This is a genomic window from Kitasatospora sp. NPDC127067 (assembly GCF_042724755.1).
Taxonomy (GTDB): Bacteria; Actinomycetota; Actinomycetes; order Streptomycetales; family Streptomycetaceae; genus Kitasatospora; species Kitasatospora lactacystinica.
The window spans coordinates 108,509-121,313 of the sequence record NZ_JBHXEM010000005.1 but is presented as its reverse complement, the minus strand read 5'-3'; the positions used below and the strand labels follow the sequence as shown (position 1 = coordinate 121,313).

The window sequence follows — 12,805 nt, the reverse complement described above, 5'->3', positions numbered from 1 at the left end:
CCGCCCGGCCCGTTCCGTCCGGCGCCGGGCCGACGGGCTGTCCCGTCCGCGCCCGACGGTGTGCCCCACGGCGCCCTCGGCGTGTCCGACCGTCGCGCAACCGCGCCCGGAGCGGCAGGATGGGGCCCACGCCGTGCCCGAGCGAGGAGCGAGCACCCGCCCGTCATCCCCGCCGTGCGGGCCGGGGTGGCCATCGAGACGACGGAGGACAGGGCATGACCAGCACCGCCGAGGAGTACGACGTCATCGTCCTGGGAGCCGGCCCGACCGGCGAGAACGTGGCCGACCGGACGGTCGCCGCCGGGCTGAGCACCGTGATCGTGGAGGCCGAGCTGGTCGGCGGCGAGTGCTCGTACTGGGCCTGCATGCCCAGCAAGGCGCTGCTGCGGCCGGTGGCCGCGCTGGCCGACGCCCGCGCGGTGGCCGGCTCCCGGGAGGCGGTCGACGGCCGGCGGCTGGACCCGGCCGCGGTGCTGGCCCGGCGGAACTCCTTCGCCTCCGACTGGAAGGACGACGGCCAGGTGCGCTGGCTGCGGGACACCGGCATCGAGCTGGTCCGCGGCCACGGCCGGCTGGCCGGGGAGCGGACGGTGACGGTGGAGGCCGAGGACGGCAGCGAGCGGGTGCTCACCGCCCGGCACGCCGTCGTGGTGTGCACCGGCAGCCGCCCGGTGCTGCCCGCGCACGTGCCGGGGCTCGCCGAGGCCCACCCGTGGACCAACCGGGAGGCCACCGGCTCGCAGACCGTCCCCGGGCGGCTCGCCGTGGTCGGCGGCGGGGTGGTCGGGGTGGAGATGGCCGCCGCCTGGCGGGCGCTCGGCTCCGAGGTGACGCTGCTGGTGCGCGGTCACGGGCTGCTGCCGAGGATGGAGCCGTTCGCGGGCGAGCTGGTCGCGGAGGGCCTGCGGGCCGCCGGGGTGGACCTCCGCTTCGGCACCGAGGTCACCGCGCTGGAGCGGGCGGACGGCTCCGGGCCGGTGACCCTCGCCCTCGACGGCGGCGGGACGCTGACCGTCGACGAGGTGCTGTACGCGACCGGCCGGGCCCCGCGCACCGCCGACGTCGGGCTGGAGCAGGTCGGCCTGAAGCCGGGCGACTGGCTGGAGGTGGACGACAGCTGCACGGTGCTCGGCGTGGACGGCGAGTGGCTCTACGCCGCCGGGGACGTCAACCACCGGGCGCTGCTCACCCACCAGGGCAAGTACCAGGCCCGGATCACCGGCGCGGCGATCGCCGCCCGCGCCCAGGGGCTCCCGCTGGACACCTCGCGCTGGGGCGCGCACGCCGCGTCCGCCGACCTCGCGGGCGCGCCCCAGGTGGTGTTCACCCAGCCCGAGGTCGCCGCCGTCGGTCTGACCCGGGCCGCCGCCGAGGCGGCCGGGCTGCGGGTGAGGACCGTCGACCACGAGATCGGCTCCGTCGCCGGGGCCTCGCTCTACGGCGACGACTACCGCGGCCGGGCCCGGGTGGTCTTCGACCTGGACCGGAAGGTGCTCGTCGGCGCCTGCCTGGTCGGCCCCGGGGTGGCCGAACTGCTGCACTCGGCCACCGTCGCGGTGGTCGGCGAGGTGCCGATCGACCGGCTCTGGCACGCGGTGCCCTCCTACCCGACGATCAGCGAGGTCTGGCTGCGGCTGCTGGAGGACTGCCGGGGGTAGCGACGCACGGTCCGCGGACGGGCGGCCGGCGCTCCCGCGGGCCGGCACCCGAACGGGCGGCGCTCCCGCGGGCCCCGGACGGCCCTCGTTCGTGTCGGCCTCCCGGGTGACCGGCGCGGCGAGATGTGGCCGCCGGTGGTCGGCGGGACACTGGCAGTCGGGGGCCGTCCCGGGGGGCCGTGCACATGACCAGGTGGTGTGAGGCATGACCGAGGTGCTGTTGGCCGTCGGAACCGAGAAGGGCCTCTTTCTCGGCCGCAGCCGCGACCGGCTGACGTGGGAGTTCAGCGGGCCGCACTTCCCGATGAACGCGATCTACTCGGTCTCCATCGACCGCCGCGACGGCCGGACCAGAGTGCTGGTCGGCGCCGACAGCAGCCACTGGGGGCCCTCGGTCTGGCGCTCCGACGACCTCGGCGCCGGCTGGTACGAGCCGCCGCGGCCGGCCATCCGCTTCCCCGAGTCCACCGGCGCCTCGCTCACCCGGGTCTGGCAGCTCCAGCCCGCCGGGGCGGAGGCCCCCGGCGTCGTCTACGCGGGCACCGAACCGGCCGCGCTGTTCCGCTCCACCGACGGCGGCGAGAGCTTCGCGCTGGTCGAGCCGCTCTGGAACCACCCGCAGCGGTCGCAGTGGGGCGCCGGGTACGGCGGCCAGGGCCTGCACACCATCCTGACCGACCCGCGCGACCCGCAGCGGCTGCTGGTCGCCGTCTCCAGCGGCGGCGTCTACCGCAGCAAGGACGGCGGCGACAGCTGGCAGCCCTCCAACACCGGCCTGCGCGCCGAGTTCCTCCCGGAGGAGGGCCAGTACCCCGAGTTCGGCCAGTGCGTGCACAAGATCGCCCAGGACCCCGTCCACCCGGACCGGCTCTACCTCCAGAACCACGGCGGCGTCTACCGCAGCGACGACTGGGGCGCCGGCTGGCACTCGATCGTGGACGGGCTGCCCGCCGAGTTCGGCTTCGCCGTGGCCGCCCACCCGCGCCGGGCCGGCACCGCCTACCTCTTCCCGCTCGGCGGCTCGGACGACCGCATCCCGCCCGGCCGCCGCTGCCGGATCTTCCGCACCACCGACGGCGGCACCAGCTGGCAGCAGCTCGCCCAGGGCCTGCCCGGCGAGGACCACTACGGCATCGTGCTGCGCGACGCCCTGCGCACCGACGACGCCGACCCGGCGGGCATCTACTTCGGCAACCGGACCGGCGACGTGTACGGCAGCCGGGACGAGGGCGAGAGCTGGTCGCTGCTGCTCTCCCACCTGCCGGACGTGCTCTGCGTCCGGGCCGCGGTGGTGGCCTGAAATAACCGGTTGCCGGACGGCAGGGCCTCGGTGAGCATGGGCCGCCGACGAGCGATCGCACGATTGTGGGGTGGGCCATGGCCGAGGACTGGGTGGTCAGGCGGGGTGCCGACGGCGAGCCGGTGCTGCGCTACCTGCTGGACGAGCGGGAGGGGCGGCCCTGGGCCGACCTGCTGGAGGTCCTGGACGGATCGGTGGACGCCGCCGGGTTCATCCGGGCCGAGCTGCCCGGCTGGGTGGTCTCCGGCCCTCCCGCGCTCGGGCAGGAGCTGGTGACGCACGGCGCGCGGGTGCTGCGGCACGCCCACACCTTCCGCCGCGACCTGCGCGCCGATCCCCCGCCCGCCGACTGGGCCGGGACGCCGCTGCGCGAGGGCCTGCGGACGGTGCCCTGCGACCGCGCGCCCGAGGAGCTGTACGAGGCCTGGCGGGGCGCGTTCCACCCCGGCCACGTCGACTTCTATCCGGGTGAGAAGGCCCAGGTGCTGGCCGAGCGGCTCGGCCTGCTGCTCGAAGGGAAGGTCATCGGCCCGGTGCTGCCGTCCAGCCTGCTGGCGGTGGACGCCGAGGACCGCGTGGTCGCCGGGCTGATCCTCACCGACCGCGACGGCCGGCCGTGGATCGCCGACGTCTTCCGCCACCCGGAGCGCGGCTACCGCGGCCTCGGCGCCGACCTGCTGCGCCGCACCGTCGGGGACGCCGCCGCACGCGGGCTCGCCGACGTGACCCTCGTGGTGTCCGAGGGCAACCCGGCCCGCCGGCTCTACGAGTCGCTGGGCTTCCTGCTCCAGGAGACCTCGCTCACGGTGGTCGTGCCCGACGCGGCCTAGCTAGCCCTTGTCCTTGTGCCCACCCTCGACGCGGGCGCCGCGCACCACGACCATGGTCAGGCCGACCGCGACCAGCAGCTCCGCCCAGAAGAACGCCGCGTAGTCCAGCAGCGAACCGATCGGCGGGTTGCCGGGCGCGGCGTTGCGCATCCCGACCAGGGCGAACAGCGTGGCCGCCATCCAGCCGAGGGCGGGCCAGACGATGCCGCGCCGCTGCCGGACGATCAGCCAGGCCGCCACCAGCACGGACAGCGCCAGCGCCCACATCGCGGCCATCATGAACCAGGCCAGGATGAAGGTGCTGCGCGAACGGCTGATCCGCTCGGTCACCGCGACGCCGGAGCCCTCGCTCACCTCCTCGCTCCGCCGGAAGACGAAGAAGGGGTCGGCCTCCGTCAAGCCGATCACCACCGGGACCGGACGCCCGCCGACGGTGGCCTGGAAGCCGACGATCGCGTTGTAGCGGTCGAACGGGTAGTCCGAGAGCCGCCCGTCGAAGAGGTTGAAGGACACCGCGCTGGAGCCGGCCTGCTGGCCGGCCGGGTACCTGAGCGTGGTCTGTTCCAGCGAGGTGGTCTCCAGCACCACGTCCCCCGCCGGGACCAGCAGGCTGTCCACCTGCCCCAGGGCGCCGTGCGGCTGGACCAGGACCTTCGCCGTGAGCGTCTGCGCGGCCGCGTCCACCCGCTGCAGCGTCACGTCGACCTCCAGGAAGTCCGGCCCGGGCGCGGTGCCCACCACCTGGGCGTGACCGCGGCTGGAGCGCTCGTTGAGGTAGAGCAGCAGCCCGGCCGCGCAGAACAGCAGGATCGCCGCCAGCACCGCGTACGGGCGCCAGGGCGCGACCCTGGGCACCGGCGCCGCGGCCCGGGTGGCCCGCACCCGGGCGTGGATGCGGACCCGCGGCCGGGCCGCCGGGCGCGTGCTCCGGACGGCCCGCCGGTGCGGCGGCGCGCTCATCGGCCTGCTCCCACGGTCGGCGGTGGCGGCTCCGGGTGCCGCCCGTCCCGCCACCCTCCGGGCGGCCGAGGCCGGGGCGCAACCGCACGGGGCCGATCGGGGCGGCCGGACGCCGGCCGAAGACTCGGCAAACAGGCTGGTCGCAGGGGCTGTGTAGGCTCAACGGTCATGGCGAGGGTGACACGGGACGATGTGGCGCGGGTGGCGGGGACGTCCACGGCGGTCGTGAGTTATGTGATCAACGACGGGCCGCGGCCGGTGGCGGCGGCGACCCGGGCGCGCGTGCTCGCGGCGGTCGAGGAGCTCGGCTACCGGCCGAACCGGGTCGCCCAGGCGATGGCCCGGCGGCGGACCGACCTGCTCGGGATGGTCGTGCCGGACGCCCGCCAGCCGTTCTTCGCCGGGCTCGCGCACGCCGTCGAGCAGGCCGCCGCCGAGCACGGCCGGCTGCTGCTGATCGGCAACTCCGACTACGCCGACGAACGCGAGGCCCACTACATCCGCGCCTTCCTCGGGATGCAGGTGGACGGTCTGATCCTGGTCACCCAGGACCCGGCCACCCCCGGGCTGACCGGCTTCGACGTGGCCGACGGCACCCCCGTGGTGCTGCTGCACCACCGGGCGGAGAGCATCGGCGGCGTCGCCGTGGTCGCGGACGACGAGGGCGGCGCCCGCGAGGTGGTCCGTCACCTGCTCGGGCACGGCCACGCCGAGGTGCACTGCTTCGGCGGCACCCTCGCGCTCAGCCCGCACGACCCGGTCACCGGGCGGACGGCCGGCTGGGCCGCCGCGCTGGAGGAGGCCGGGCTGCCCGTCGAGGGGCGGCTCGTCCCGGCCCCGTTCGACCGGGTCCGGGCGCACGCCGAGGCGCTCGCCCTGCTCGCCCGGCCCGACCGGCCGTCCGCCGTGTTCTGCACGACGGACGACCAGGCGATCGGCCTGCTGCGGGCCGCCGACGACCTCGGCATCCGGGTGCCGGAGGACCTCGCGGTGGCCGGCTTCGACGACATCGCCGAGGCGGTGATCGCCGGGCCCGCCCTGACCACCGTCGCCACGGCGCAGGACGAGATGGCCCGCGCCGCGCTGGAACTCGTCCTCGGCGGGCCGGAGCGCCGTGCCCGGGGCGCCCGCACCTTCCCGGCCCAGCTGGTGGTCCGGCGCTCCTGCGGCTGCCCGCCGGCCGCGGCCTGACCCCCGGGGGCGCCGGGGGCGAGAGGATCCGGGGCCGCTCAGCCTTCGAGCAGTTCGTCCGCGAGCAGGTCCATCAGCAGGTTGTCGTGCCAGGTGCCGTCCGGGCCGCGCTCGTACTGGCGCATGGTGCCGACGGTGCGGAAGCCGACCTTGGCGTAGCAGCGGATCGCGGCGAGGTTGTCCTCCGCCGGGTCGATCACCAGCCGGTGGTAGTGGTGGTCGTGCACCAGGTGCCTGGCCATCGTGCGCACGGCGTCGGTGCCCAGGCCCAGGCCGTGCACCGTCGGATCGAGGTAGAGGTCCATCCCGGCGTGCCGGTACTCGTCGTCGTTGTTGGCGTACCACTGGATGGCACCGACCACCTTGCCGCCGAGGTCGATCGCGAAGGTCTCGGTACCGGGCGATTCCAGGTCGTTGGCGACCTCGCCGGCCAGGTCGTCGCCGCCCCGCCAGCGGGAGAACACCTCGGGCGTGCCGCGGATGGCCGCCAACGCCGGGATGTCCTCGCCGGTGGCCGGGCGGAGCGTGACCAAGGTGCCGTGAAGAATCGTCCCCATATGGGGCATGTTGGCACGGAAACCCGGCTCCGGCGAGTGTTTTCGGACCACCGTCCGGCCCTTCCGGCGTGCGGCCGCCGGGCCGGGACGGCAGGGCCCGCGGGATGGGGCGGCCGGGCGTCAGGCCGCGGGGGGCGCCGGGTCGCCGAGGGGGCCGAGCCAGACGGCGGTGACGGAGCTGACGTAGCGGGCGCCGCAGCGGTCGTCGGGGACGACGAGCTGCGGGCCGGCCGCGTCCAGCGGGGCGCCGTCCATGCTGGTGGCGAGCAGGATCTGCTGGCCGCCGAAGTCCGGGTCGATCTCGGCCCAGGAGACCACCGCCCGGTGGCCGTCGGCGCCGGCCACCGAGAGCAGGAAGCGCAGCCGCTGCTTGCGGCCGGAGAAGTCGATCCGCGGGCGGGCGGCGCGCAGCACGTCCAGCAGCGTCGGGCCCTCGTAGCCGTGGCGCTGCTCGCCCGCGCTCCGGCAGTCGAAACCGACCTCGACCCGGCGGGCGGGGAGGGCACGCAGTTGCGCCACCGTCAGCTCGGCGGGGCGGTCGAGGTGGCCGTGGAGTCGGACGGTGGGTCTGGCCGGGGTCATGGGTGCTCCCTCCTCGCGGGCCACGGCGCCGCGGCCCGCGAGGAGGACTACCCGAGGGGCCGCTCGGGCATTCGCAACTGCCAGGGTGAATGCCGCCATTCATCCGCAATTGCGATGGCAAACCCCTGCACGGCCGGAATCTGCGCTCAGTCGCCGTCGAAGCGCAGCGCCCGGCGGACGGGGCGGACACCGCCCGGGGCGGACGGCGGACGGGGCGCAGCCGGGCGCGGAGCGGGAGGAGCCGGAAAGATTCTCCGCGACGGATGTCGATCAGGCACCGTCCGGTTCGACGCAGGGGTGAGAGGCGGGGAGAGACCCCGCCCGCACGACCGAGGAGTCACCATGCCGCGCTTCATGACGCTGATCCGCATCGACGAGCAGGCCCGTGAGGGTTGGGAGCCGGACCCGGACTTCGAGCAGCGGATGGGGGCCCTGTTCGAGGAGATCACCAAGGCCGGCGTGATGCTGGAGACGGCCGGCCTCACCCCGAGCTCCCGGGGCACCCGGCTGACCTGGGCCGGCGGGAAGATCGGCTTCACCGACGGGCCGTTCACCGAGACCAAGGAGGTCGTCGGCGGCTACGCCGTCCTCCAGTGCAAGGACCACGCCGAGGCCCTGGAGTGGACCCGCCGCTTCCTGCAGGCCCACCCGGTGCACTGGCAGGTCGAGGCGGAGGTCCGGCAGATCGACGAGATGCCCGAGCCGCGGAAGTAACGTCGTGGCCGTGCTTGCCCCCCTCTCCGGCGGCTGCTCTGATGGGTGGCCGTGACGGAGAGGGTTGTTACCCGAGGAACCACGGCGGCGGCCGTCGAGACGGCGTTCCGGATCGAGTCCGCCCGGATCATCGCCGGGGTCGCCCGGATCGTACGGGACGTGGGCATCGCGGAGGAGCTGGCGCAGGACGCACTGGTGGCCGCGCTGGAGCAGTGGCCGCGGGAGGGCGTCCCGGACAATCCGGGCGCCTGGCTGACGACGACCGCCCGGCACCGGGCGATCGACCTGGTCCGCCGCCGGGAGGTCTACGCCCGCAAGCTCGCCGAGGTGGGGCGGTCGGCGCAGGACGTGCCGCCCCCGGAGCCGGCCGAGCCGGAGGACATCGACGACGACCTGCTGCGACTGATCTTCACCGCCTGCCACCCGGTGCTGTCGGCGGAGTCCCGGATCGCCCTCACCCTCCGGCTGCTCGGCGGGCTGGCCACGCCGGAGATCGCCCGCGCCTTCCTGGTGCCCGAGTCGACGGTGGCGCAGCGGATCGTCCGGGCCAAGCGGACGCTGGCGAAGGCGGGGGTGCCGTTCGAGGTGCCGTACGGGGAGGACCGGGCGCAGCGGCTCTCCTCGGTGCTGGAGGTCATCTACCTGATCTTCAACGAGGGCTACTCGGCGACCGCCGGGGACGACCTGCTCCGCCCCCAGCTGTGCGAGGACGCGCTGCGGCTGGCCCGGGTGCTGGCCGCGCTGATCCCGGCGGAACCGGAGGCGCACGGGCTGGCCGCACTGCTGGAGTTCCAGGCCTCGCGCACGGCCACCCGGACGGGCCCGGACGGTCGGCCGCTGCTGCTGGCCGAGCAGAGCCGGGCCCGCTGGGACGGGCTGCTGATCCGGCGCGGCTTCGACGCCCTGCAGCGGGCTGGAACCGGGCCGTACTCGGTGCAGGCCGCGATCGCCGCCTGCCACGCCAAGGCGCGGCGGTACGAGGACACCGACTGGGCGACCATCGCCGCGCTGTACGAGCGGCTGCTGGCGCTGTCGCCGTCCCCGGTGGTGGCACTGAACCGGGCGGTGGCGGTCTCGATGGCCCGGGGCCCGGCCGCGGCACTGGAGCTGGTGGACGAGCTGGCGGCGGAGCCGGCGCTGCGCGGCTACCACCTGCTGCCGAGCGTGCGGGGCGATCTGCTGACCCGGCTGGGGCGGGTGGCGGAGGCCCGGGCGGAGTTCGAGCGGGCGGCGGGGCTGACCCGCAACGAGCGGGAGCGGCAGCTGCTGCTGGAGCGGGCGACGGCGCTCGACCCCGCCGGGGCAGGACGCCGGGGCCGGAGCCGAGGCAGGACGCCGGAGCCGGGGCGGGGTCGGTCGCCGGGGCCTCCGGCAGGCTAGGCGTCCTCCAGGCGCAGCCGGGCGCTGACCGTGCCGAGGCCCTCGGCGAGCACGGCGAGCTGCTCGCGGGTGAGCACGTCGATCAGCAGCTCGCGCACCAGGGCGACGTGCCCGGGCGCGGCCTGGCGCAGCGCCTCCCGCCCCTGGTCGGTGAGTTCGGCGATGACGCCGCGCACGTCGCTGGGACAGGAGCGGCGGGCGACCAGGCCGGCCCGCTCCAGCTGGGTGACCTGGTAGGTCAGGCCGCTCTTGGAGGTGACCAGCTTGTCGGCGAGTTCGGTCATCCGCAGCGAGCCGCCGGGGGCCGCGGACAGGTGCACCAGTATCTCGTACTGCTGGTGGGAGAGCCCGGAGTCCTCCTTGAGCTGGCGTTCCAGCCGCCGGTTCAGCAGGTTGCTCGCGACGACGAAGCCCCGCCAGGCGGCCGCCTCGTCCGGGTCCAGCCAGCGGGGTTCGTTCAGTGAGGGCATGGGGTGAAGCCTACTCCTGTTGTTCAAATTCGAACGAAGGTGTACCGTCGATCCCGTAGACGGTTCAAATTTGAACTATCCCTGTCGAACGGTCCCGAGGAGGACGCCATGAGCACCGCGGCCCCCGAGCGCATGCCCGCCCTGTACCTGTCGCACGGAGCGCCGCCGCTGGCCGACGACCCGGTCTGGCCGGGCGAACTGGCCGCCTGGTCCGCCGACCTGCCCCGGCCCAAGGCGGTCCTCATGGTCTCCGCCCACTGGGAGGAGGCCTCGCTCGCCCTCGGCGCCGTCACCACCGTCCCGCTGGTGTACGACTTCTGGGGCTTCCCCGAGCACTACTACCGGGTCCAGTACGCCGCCCCCGGCGCACCGGAACTCGCCGAACGCGTGCGCAAGCTGCTGCGCGCCCCCGGCACGCCCGTCCAGGACATCCCCGAGCGCGGACTCGACCACGGCGCGTACGTCCCGCTGGTGGAGATGTACCCGGACGCCGACGTCCCGGTGCTCCAGGTCTCGCTGCCCACCCTCGACCCGCAGCGGCTGATGGAGATCGGCCGCAAGCTCGCCCCGCTCCGCGACGAGGGCGTGCTGATCGTCGGCAGCGGCTTCTTCACCCACAACCTCCGGGCGCTCAGCAACGACGGCCGGATCACCTCGGTGATGGCCGAGTTCGACGACTGGGGCCGGCGCGCCCTGGAGGCCCACGACCTGGACGCGCTGCTCGACTTCGAGCACAAGGCCCCGGCCGGACGCCTCGCCCACCCCCGCACCGAGCACTTCGCCCCGCTGTTCGTCACCCTCGGCGCCGGCGAGGGCGACCTGGACAGCCAGCGCAGCGTCATCGACGGGTTCTGGATGGGCCTGGCCAAGCGCTCGATCCAGCTGGGCTGAACCCCTCGTGCGGAACCTCCCGGGGTTCCGCGCGAGGAACGGCGGGCGGGGCGCCCGGGCTGCCCTGACCCCCTGCCTGGTTTATCGTGTGACGCTCCGTCGAAGGAGTGATCATGCGCAACGGCGACGCCGTACGAACCGCCCTGGAAGCCTCACTGGCGGCCCTCGCCCCGCACACCGCGGACCGCGACTGGGACCTGCCCGCCGGGCTCCTGGAGTGGAGCTGCCGCGACACCGCCGCCCACATCGCCCACGACCTGCTCGCCTACGCCGGCCAGCTCGCCGCCCGCCCCCGGGACCGCTACCTGCCGCTGGACCTCACCGTCCGGCCCGAGGCCGACCCGGCCCAGGTGCTCACCGTGGTCACCGCCGCCGGACAGCTCCTCGCCACCGCCCTGGACGCCGCCCCGCCCGAGCTGCGCGCCTACCACCACGGGCCCTGCGATCCGTCCGGCTTCGCCGCCATGGGCGTCGCCGAGACCCTGCTGCACACCCACGACATCACCAGCGGCCTCGGCCTGCCCTGGCGGCCGCCCGCCGAGCTGTGCCGCCTCGTGCTCGACCGGCTCTTCCCGCACGCGCCGCAGGAGCCGGCCGCCCACCCGGCGGAGGTCCTGCTCTGGTGCACCGGGCGCGGGGAACTGAACGGCCGCCCGCGCGAGTCCTCATGGATCTGGCGGGCGGCCGTGGGCGAGTGGCCGGACTGAGGCCGGCCCGACCGGTCAGGCGGCCCCGGTCGCGACCCGCTCGGCCTGGCTGCGCTCGACGCAGAACTCATTGCCCTCGGGATCGGCCAGGGTGACCCAGCCCTTGCCGTCCGGGGTGCGGTGGTCGGCCAGCACGGTGGCGCCCAGGGCGACCAGGCGCTCCACCTCCTCGTCCCGGCCGCGGTCCTGCGGCTGGAGGTCGAGGTGGGTCCGGTTCTTCACCGACTTGCCCTCGGGTACCCGGATGAAGAGCAGCGAGGCGCCGGCGGAGTCCACCAGCGCCTCGTCGTCACCGGGGTTGTCGTCCTCGCCCAGGGTGCCCTCCAGTGCCCGGGCCCAGAAGACGGCCAGGGCGTGCGGGTCGGCGCAGTCGATCGTCACATGTCGTACCAGAGAAGCCATGCGTCCACTCTCACCTGCACCGTTCGATTTCGTCCAGCCTTTTCCGGGAGTGCCGGTGCCCGTCCAGCGGGTACGGCGGGAAGGCCGGGACGATCTCCGTGAAGGCGTAGCCGCTCTTCTCCGCGACCCGGCAGGAGGCGTGGTTGTCGCCCGCATGGAGCAGGTCGATCCGGCGCAGGCCGTCCTCGGCGAAGGTGGCGAAGGCCCAGGTGGTGAGGGCCTCCACCGCGCGCGGGGCCACACCCCGGCCGCGGGCCGGGGCGGCCGTCCAGTACCCCACCTCGGCCGTCCCCCCGCCGGGGGCGGGGTACTTGAGCGCGACGTTGCCGACCAGCTCGCGGCCGTCCAGGACGGCGAAGCTGTACCGGGTGCCGGCCGCCCGGCCCTCCTCCTGGGCGCGCAGCCAGTGCGCGGCCTGGTCGGCGTCGTCCACCAGGGTACGGAGGAAGCGGCGCAGGGTCTCGTCCCGGTAGGCCTCGATCAGGGCCGGCGCGTCGGCGCCCTCGAAGGGGCGCAGCAGCAGGCCGTCGGCCATCGGCAGTGCGGCGACGGTCACTTGAGGCCCTCCCAGCCCCAGCGCGGGGTCGGGCCGGGATCGCCGAGGTCGGTGCCGACCGGGGAGGCGGAGACGTCCTCGGCAATCCTGGTGCCCCAGTCGAAGTACTCCAGCACCCGGCGGCGCAGCAGCTCGTCCTCGGGCAGCTCCGCGCGGACGGCCTCGGCCATCAGCTCCATCCAGCGCAGCCGCTGCTCCTCGGTGATGGCCAGGCCCAGGTGGGCGCGGAGCAGCGCCTGGTGACCGCCCAGTTCACCGGTGTAGCCCGCCGGGCCGCCGAAGATCTCGGCCAGCCAGACCGCGACGCGCTCGATGTGGGTGGTGGTGAAGTCGGCGAAGACCGGGGCGAGCAGGGGGTCGGCGAGGACGTCCCGGTAGAAGGTGCGGCTGAGCCGGCGCAGGGCGTCGATGCCGCCGACGGCCTCGTAGAGCGGGCCGGACCGTTGGTCGTTCATGGGAGTGCTCCCCGTGGTTGGACCGTGCGTTGCGACCTTCCTAGCAGGCCGGGGCGCCAAAGGCCGGACAGCGCCCGCCGGTGGGGGGCCGTGGGGGGCGCGCGGGGGGTGGCGCGGGGGCGACGGTGGGCCAGCGTGTGCCGGGGGTTGGG

15 protein-coding genes are annotated in these 12,805 nt (G+C 75.0%); 8 read left to right on the top strand and 7 right to left on the bottom strand.

Annotated elements, in window-relative coordinates; all coding sequences use genetic code 11:
* Positions 1-215 precede the first annotated feature (215 nt).
* The 3 genes from ACFWJ4_RS03930 to ACFWJ4_RS03920 all read left to right on the top strand — a co-directional run bounded on the left by ACFWJ4_RS03930 (position 216) and on the right by ACFWJ4_RS03920 (position 3,788).
* The gene (locus ACFWJ4_RS03930) at positions 216-1,658 is read left to right on the top strand and encodes a dihydrolipoyl dehydrogenase family protein (protein WP_380538823.1); all 1,443 of its coding nucleotides are present in this window, start codon (positions 216-218) and stop codon (positions 1,656-1,658) included.
* A gap of 205 nt (positions 1,659-1,863) precedes the next feature.
* Positions 1,864-2,958, top strand: a complete 1,095-nt coding sequence (locus ACFWJ4_RS03925) for a WD40/YVTN/BNR-like repeat-containing protein (RefSeq protein ID WP_380538821.1) — start codon at positions 1,864-1,866, stop codon at positions 2,956-2,958.
* Between the two features lie 77 nt (positions 2,959-3,035).
* Complete coding sequence (locus tag ACFWJ4_RS03920) at positions 3,036-3,788, top strand: GNAT family N-acetyltransferase (protein ID WP_359900162.1); 753 nt, start codon at positions 3,036-3,038, stop codon at positions 3,786-3,788.
* On the opposite strand, the gene ACFWJ4_RS03915 is transcribed toward ACFWJ4_RS03920, so the two are convergent.
* Complete coding sequence (locus tag ACFWJ4_RS03915) at positions 3,789-4,748, bottom strand: DUF4436 family protein (RefSeq protein WP_380538819.1); 960 nt, start codon at positions 4,746-4,748, stop codon at positions 3,789-3,791. It lies immediately after the preceding gene.
* Positions 4,749-4,916: 168 nt separating this feature from the next.
* Between ACFWJ4_RS03915 and ACFWJ4_RS03910 the strand changes: the two genes are divergently transcribed.
* Positions 4,917-5,939, top strand: a complete 1,023-nt coding sequence (locus tag ACFWJ4_RS03910) for a LacI family DNA-binding transcriptional regulator (protein ID WP_380538817.1) — start codon at positions 4,917-4,919, stop codon at positions 5,937-5,939.
* Positions 5,940-5,977: 38 nt separating this feature from the next.
* Here ACFWJ4_RS03910 and ACFWJ4_RS03905 read toward each other — a convergent pair whose 3' ends face one another.
* Together ACFWJ4_RS03905 and ACFWJ4_RS03900 are read right to left on the bottom strand one after the other, a co-directional pair.
* A complete protein-coding gene (locus ACFWJ4_RS03905; protein ID WP_380538815.1) occupies positions 5,978-6,496 on the bottom strand; it encodes a GNAT family N-acetyltransferase in 519 nt (172 codons plus the stop codon).
* Between the two features lie 120 nt (positions 6,497-6,616).
* Positions 6,617-7,078: a molybdopterin-dependent oxidoreductase gene (locus ACFWJ4_RS03900; RefSeq protein WP_359900154.1), complete on the bottom strand. Its 462-nt coding sequence runs from the start codon at positions 7,076-7,078 to the stop codon at positions 6,617-6,619.
* A gap of 342 nt (positions 7,079-7,420) precedes the next feature.
* Between ACFWJ4_RS03900 and ACFWJ4_RS03895 the strand changes: the two genes are divergently transcribed.
* Both ACFWJ4_RS03895 and ACFWJ4_RS03890 read left to right on the top strand, forming a co-directional pair.
* Positions 7,421-7,792, top strand: coding sequence for a YciI family protein (locus ACFWJ4_RS03895; protein WP_380538813.1), 372 nt, complete (start codon positions 7,421-7,423; stop codon positions 7,790-7,792).
* 51 nt (positions 7,793-7,843) lie between these two features.
* Positions 7,844-9,172: an RNA polymerase sigma factor gene (locus ACFWJ4_RS03890; protein ID WP_380538811.1), complete on the top strand. Its 1,329-nt coding sequence runs from the start codon at positions 7,844-7,846 to the stop codon at positions 9,170-9,172.
* Here ACFWJ4_RS03890 and ACFWJ4_RS03885 read toward each other — a convergent pair.
* The gene (locus ACFWJ4_RS03885) at positions 9,169-9,633 is read right to left on the bottom strand and encodes a MarR family transcriptional regulator (RefSeq protein ID WP_359900199.1); all 465 of its coding nucleotides are present in this window, start codon (positions 9,631-9,633) and stop codon (positions 9,169-9,171) included. The two genes, ACFWJ4_RS03890 and ACFWJ4_RS03885, sit on opposite strands and share 4 nt — an antisense overlap.
* A gap of 117 nt (positions 9,634-9,750) precedes the next feature.
* On the opposite strand from ACFWJ4_RS03885, the gene ACFWJ4_RS03880 reads away from it, so the two are divergent.
* Positions 9,751-10,533 (top strand): dioxygenase, encoded by a 783-nt coding sequence (locus ACFWJ4_RS03880; protein ID WP_380538809.1) that lies wholly within the window; start codon positions 9,751-9,753, stop codon positions 10,531-10,533.
* 113 nt (positions 10,534-10,646) lie between these two features.
* The gene (locus ACFWJ4_RS03875) at positions 10,647-11,240 is read left to right on the top strand and encodes a maleylpyruvate isomerase N-terminal domain-containing protein (RefSeq protein ID WP_380538807.1); all 594 of its coding nucleotides are present in this window, start codon (positions 10,647-10,649) and stop codon (positions 11,238-11,240) included.
* A 15-nt stretch (positions 11,241-11,255) separates the two neighbouring features.
* On the opposite strand, the gene ACFWJ4_RS03870 is transcribed toward ACFWJ4_RS03875, so the two are convergent.
* The 3 genes from ACFWJ4_RS03870 to ACFWJ4_RS03860 are packed head-to-tail and all read right to left on the bottom strand — an operon-like array spanning position 11,256 to position 12,653.
* Positions 11,256-11,642: a VOC family protein gene (locus ACFWJ4_RS03870; RefSeq protein ID WP_380538805.1), complete on the bottom strand. Its 387-nt coding sequence runs from the start codon at positions 11,640-11,642 to the stop codon at positions 11,256-11,258.
* 10 nt (positions 11,643-11,652) lie between these two features.
* Entirely contained in the window at positions 11,653-12,198 is a 546-nt protein-coding gene (locus tag ACFWJ4_RS03865) for a GNAT family N-acetyltransferase (protein ID WP_380538803.1), read from the bottom strand.
* Positions 12,195-12,653, bottom strand: a complete 459-nt coding sequence (locus ACFWJ4_RS03860; RefSeq protein ID WP_380538801.1) for a group II truncated hemoglobin — start codon at positions 12,651-12,653, stop codon at positions 12,195-12,197. Before ACFWJ4_RS03860 ends, ACFWJ4_RS03865 begins: the two co-directional genes overlap by 4 nt.
* Positions 12,654-12,805: the final 152 nt, after the last annotated feature.

Excerpts from the sequence above, each read along its gene's own strand:
- ACFWJ4_RS03930 (WP_380538823.1), top strand. The coding sequence starts at position 216 with ATGACCAGCACCGCCGAGGAGTACGACGTCATCGTCCTGGGAGCCGGC.
- ACFWJ4_RS03925 (WP_380538821.1), top strand. The coding sequence starts at position 1,864 with ATGACCGAGGTGCTGTTGGCCGTCGGAACCGAGAAGGGCCTCTTTCTC.
- ACFWJ4_RS03920 (WP_359900162.1), top strand. The coding sequence starts at position 3,036 with ATGGCCGAGGACTGGGTGGTCAGGCGGGGTGCCGACGGCGAGCCGGTG.
- ACFWJ4_RS03915 (WP_380538819.1), bottom strand. The coding sequence starts at position 4,748 with ATGAGCGCGCCGCCGCACCGGCGGGCCGTCCGGAGCACGCGCCCGGCG.
- ACFWJ4_RS03910 (WP_380538817.1), top strand. The coding sequence starts at position 4,917 with ATGGCGAGGGTGACACGGGACGATGTGGCGCGGGTGGCGGGGACGTCC.
- ACFWJ4_RS03905 (WP_380538815.1), bottom strand. The coding sequence starts at position 6,496 with ATGGGGACGATTCTTCACGGCACCTTGGTCACGCTCCGCCCGGCCACC.
- ACFWJ4_RS03900 (WP_359900154.1), bottom strand. The coding sequence starts at position 7,078 with ATGACCCCGGCCAGACCCACCGTCCGACTCCACGGCCACCTCGACCGC.
- ACFWJ4_RS03895 (WP_380538813.1), top strand. The coding sequence starts at position 7,421 with ATGCCGCGCTTCATGACGCTGATCCGCATCGACGAGCAGGCCCGTGAG.
- ACFWJ4_RS03880 (WP_380538809.1), top strand. The coding sequence starts at position 9,751 with ATGAGCACCGCGGCCCCCGAGCGCATGCCCGCCCTGTACCTGTCGCAC.
- ACFWJ4_RS03875 (WP_380538807.1), top strand. The coding sequence starts at position 10,647 with ATGCGCAACGGCGACGCCGTACGAACCGCCCTGGAAGCCTCACTGGCG.
- ACFWJ4_RS03870 (WP_380538805.1), bottom strand. The coding sequence starts at position 11,642 with ATGGCTTCTCTGGTACGACATGTGACGATCGACTGCGCCGACCCGCAC.
- ACFWJ4_RS03860 (WP_380538801.1), bottom strand. The coding sequence starts at position 12,653 with ATGAACGACCAACGGTCCGGCCCGCTCTACGAGGCCGTCGGCGGCATC.